Source organism: Pseudogracilibacillus sp. SO30301A (genome assembly GCF_037072025.1).
GTDB lineage: Bacteria > Bacillota > Bacilli > Bacillales > Amphibacillaceae > Pseudogracilibacillus.
Window position 1 is genome coordinate 1 of the sequence record NZ_JAXHDD010000107.1, and the last position, 3,170, is coordinate 3,170.

The 3,170-nt window shown below is 37.7% G+C and carries 1 protein-coding gene and 2 pseudogenes; 1 reads left to right on the forward strand and 2 read right to left on the reverse strand.

The genetic code is table 11. The features are described 5' to 3' along the window. Nucleotides 1-491 precede the first annotated feature (491 nt). Nucleotides 492-968, forward strand: a pseudogene (locus SPD89_RS22480) (transglutaminase-like domain-containing protein); the annotation flags it as partial. Between the two features lie 16 nt (nucleotides 969-984). Here SPD89_RS22480 and SPD89_RS23330 read toward each other — a convergent pair. After that, nucleotides 985-2,595: pseudogene (locus SPD89_RS23330) on the reverse strand (IS1634 family transposase). Between the two features lie 287 nt (nucleotides 2,596-2,882). Then, entirely contained in the window at nucleotides 2,883-3,161 is a 279-nt protein-coding gene (locus SPD89_RS22495) for an SMI1/KNR4 family protein (protein ID WP_336264186.1), read from the reverse strand. Nucleotides 3,162-3,170: the final 9 nt, after the last annotated feature.

Consider the following 3,170-nt stretch of genomic DNA (forward strand, 5'->3'; position numbering starts at 1 on the left):
AAGTTATTTTAGTATTGACAGTATGACACCTTTTTATCACTTGGCAAGTGTAACGTTTAAACCCTTTAGCTGGTTTAATCTCGTTTGTTTCATGCTTATGACATTCATGAGTAATCCTTTTAAGTAAATGTCATCCTGCCTATTCTCGCTCTTATTGGTATATTTTAAAAATAGCAGTTCTTGATGGTCTAACCTTCATGAGTTAATAACTCAACTTTCGCAGTTAAAAAACATTAGCCATCCCTTCATATGTTTGGAATCAGCTTGAAATTATATAAAAAAAACATACAAAAATACATCCCAATTTGGTAAAATATAGTCACCACAACTAAACTAGAAAGGGATTTTTTAGCTAAGACAGATGATGTTTATGAACGTGAAGTAAAGCAAGTTATGACAGAGCAAGTCACAAAAATTAGTAGTGACATTATTAAATAAGGTTTCAACAAACGCACCAGATAACTGAAATGAAGTAGGAGGGAAACATACATATGGAATTGATATGTGAGAGTAATGATTTGAATGAATATCTAACTGAATTAAATGTAGTAAATTACTCTAATTCAGTGATTCAAGAAAAAGTATCTGAACTTTTTAATTCATCACAAACAGATATTGAAAAGGCAAAAATAGCTTTTGAATTTGTAAGAGATGAAATCCATCATTCGTGGGATATTCAAGGTACACAAGTTACTTGCAAAGCATCTGAAGTTTTATCTAAAGGAGAAGGTATTTGTTACGCAAAATCAAATGTTTTAGCAGCCCTTTTACGTTCGGAAAAAATCCCAACAGGTTTTTGCTATCAACGATTGATGTTATTTGATACGCCTGAAAAGGGATATTGTATTCACGCTTTAAATGCAGTTTTTCTAGAATCAATAAATAAGTGGATACGGTTAGATGCTCGTGGTAATAAACCAGGTATTGATGCTCAATTCTCAACTGATGAAGAGAAGTTAGCTTTTACCCTGGATTCCCGCGTACTCATAACGAGGTAGGCGGGATAACCCCCAAGCTTTCATAAATTTCCTTTTGTTTGCCGAGAAGTTCGCCAATACGCAGTTTTTTTCCAGGCGCTTCAAAGCACTCAATAACATCCAACTGATCTAGCACACCCTGTAACGTATATTTTTTTAATAAATCCGTGTCCTGCATTTGCTTTTTGATATAAGAAAGATAGATGAGCGCAATAAACTCCACAAAAAGCTTCCCGTCAAGGCACCTTTCTGATGACACCAGCGTGCGCCGCATATTCAGTCGTTCCTTCAGATTCCCGAACGCTTTTTCAACGACATCCTTATTGCGATAAAGCTCCAACGCAGTGATGGCATCCATGGTTTCATTGGTCATCAGCGCAAAGAATCCGAAATAACGTTTGGCCTTGTTGACCGCCTCTGCGTTGACGGTGACTTTTGTTCCTCGTTTCGGTGTAGTTTTTGTCTCAAAGTACTTTTGATACAGCTTTTCATGTTCTGTCTGTCTTTTCCCTGATTCCAATTCCTGCTGTAGGGCGATTAACTTGCGGTCAAACGCTTTTTCGTCCTCCGCAGCTCTGTCAATATTGTAATAAAAGTGAATGTACATACGCTTAGACTATGTCAGGGTGTCTCCTTTATACGGACGGTGTTGCGTATAATCCCATGTCGTCCGGACAGTGCGACCATATAATTCGTATTTCTCACTGTAGTATTCGAACGATCGAAAATCGTCATAGATGGCATCCAGTTCTTTCCGGATGAAAACAAGCGACACTTTGGCGGCGATCAGAAACTTCACGTGGTCTTTCAATAATGCGTTGATATTTTCTTTACTGTAGAACCCCCTGTCCATGACCAGCTTCACTTTGGAGAAACCAAGAACATCTAAATCGGCAAGCAGGTTCCTAACGGTTTTGGAATCTGGGATATTACCAGCCAGTTTGCGATAATAAAACGGCAGATTAGACGTTTCGCCAAAGACCAGCGCCAGGTTTAGCTGAGGCAGAGGATCGTTTTCTTTATTCCAACCGTATTGCACCTGTCTCAGAAGTTCAGACTGGCTAGATATGGTGGTGATATCATAGGCCCAAAACTCGTTTTCCGTCCGCCGTTTTCCCTGATACTGAAAGAACTTATATTTTGCATCTTCTGTGATAGATGCGAACAAATCGCTACTTCGCTGGGATGTGATGTTTTCGCCGTAAGGATGTTTATGTAAGTGACTCCATTTTTCAAAACGATAAAGAGGAGTCCTGTCCTCTAAGATCAGATAGTATGCAATGGATAGAATCTGGCGGTACGTGTTGGGAAAACATGCTTTAAGATCTTCTGTAATGCCGATACTCTCACCGATCTCATCCAACAGATACGTGGCACCATAAAAATAACGTTCAGTTTTTGCAGAGGGAACAGGACCTCCCTTTGTCGCATCATGCCCCTTTTTCCTTTTGCGTCCTCTCCCGTCGGTCGGAACAATTTTTCCAGTTTTACTGTCCACCCGTCCGATTAGGGTTCTTTTGGATCGGGATTGTTGCTTTTCCTTGTCCCAGTGGGAAATGGATTCATACGCATAGGTGATCCCTGATCGCTTATCTGTCTGATAGACGATAGTAGCCATTTTCATCCTCTCCTCGTTATGTGTATCGTAACACATAACGAGTTTAGATACAATGAAAAGATGACGTAAAGACCGTTATTAACATGTTTTTAGCTGATTCATCGTTATGTAATGGCGGGAATCCAGGTTTTACAGTTCAGGAAGAGTTTGATGAAAAAAATTATCTAATCATCTATGTGGAACCTCACCACAAAACAATTTCGACTTTGCAAGAACATACTAATGCACTTGAAATGTATAAATATCACTTACCAGAATCCCTATAAATGTTCCTGTTAATACTATATTTACCAATTAAGGTAAATAGTTTGTGTAAAATTTTCTGAATTATCATATTGAGACCTTAAATCATTTATTTTCACATTATTAAAACCAAAAAAATCAGTTACAGAAAATGAATTTATTTCTTTATTTTGTAGCTCAACAATATTTAATTCAGGAGTACCTCCATTATTTCTTTCTAGGAATTTTTTATAATCATTTGGCAAATTAACACCTAATTCTTTTTGAAAGCTGCTGAATTCTCTCTCATTAAACTTTACATTACTTGGTTTTACCTCAATCATTATTTACAC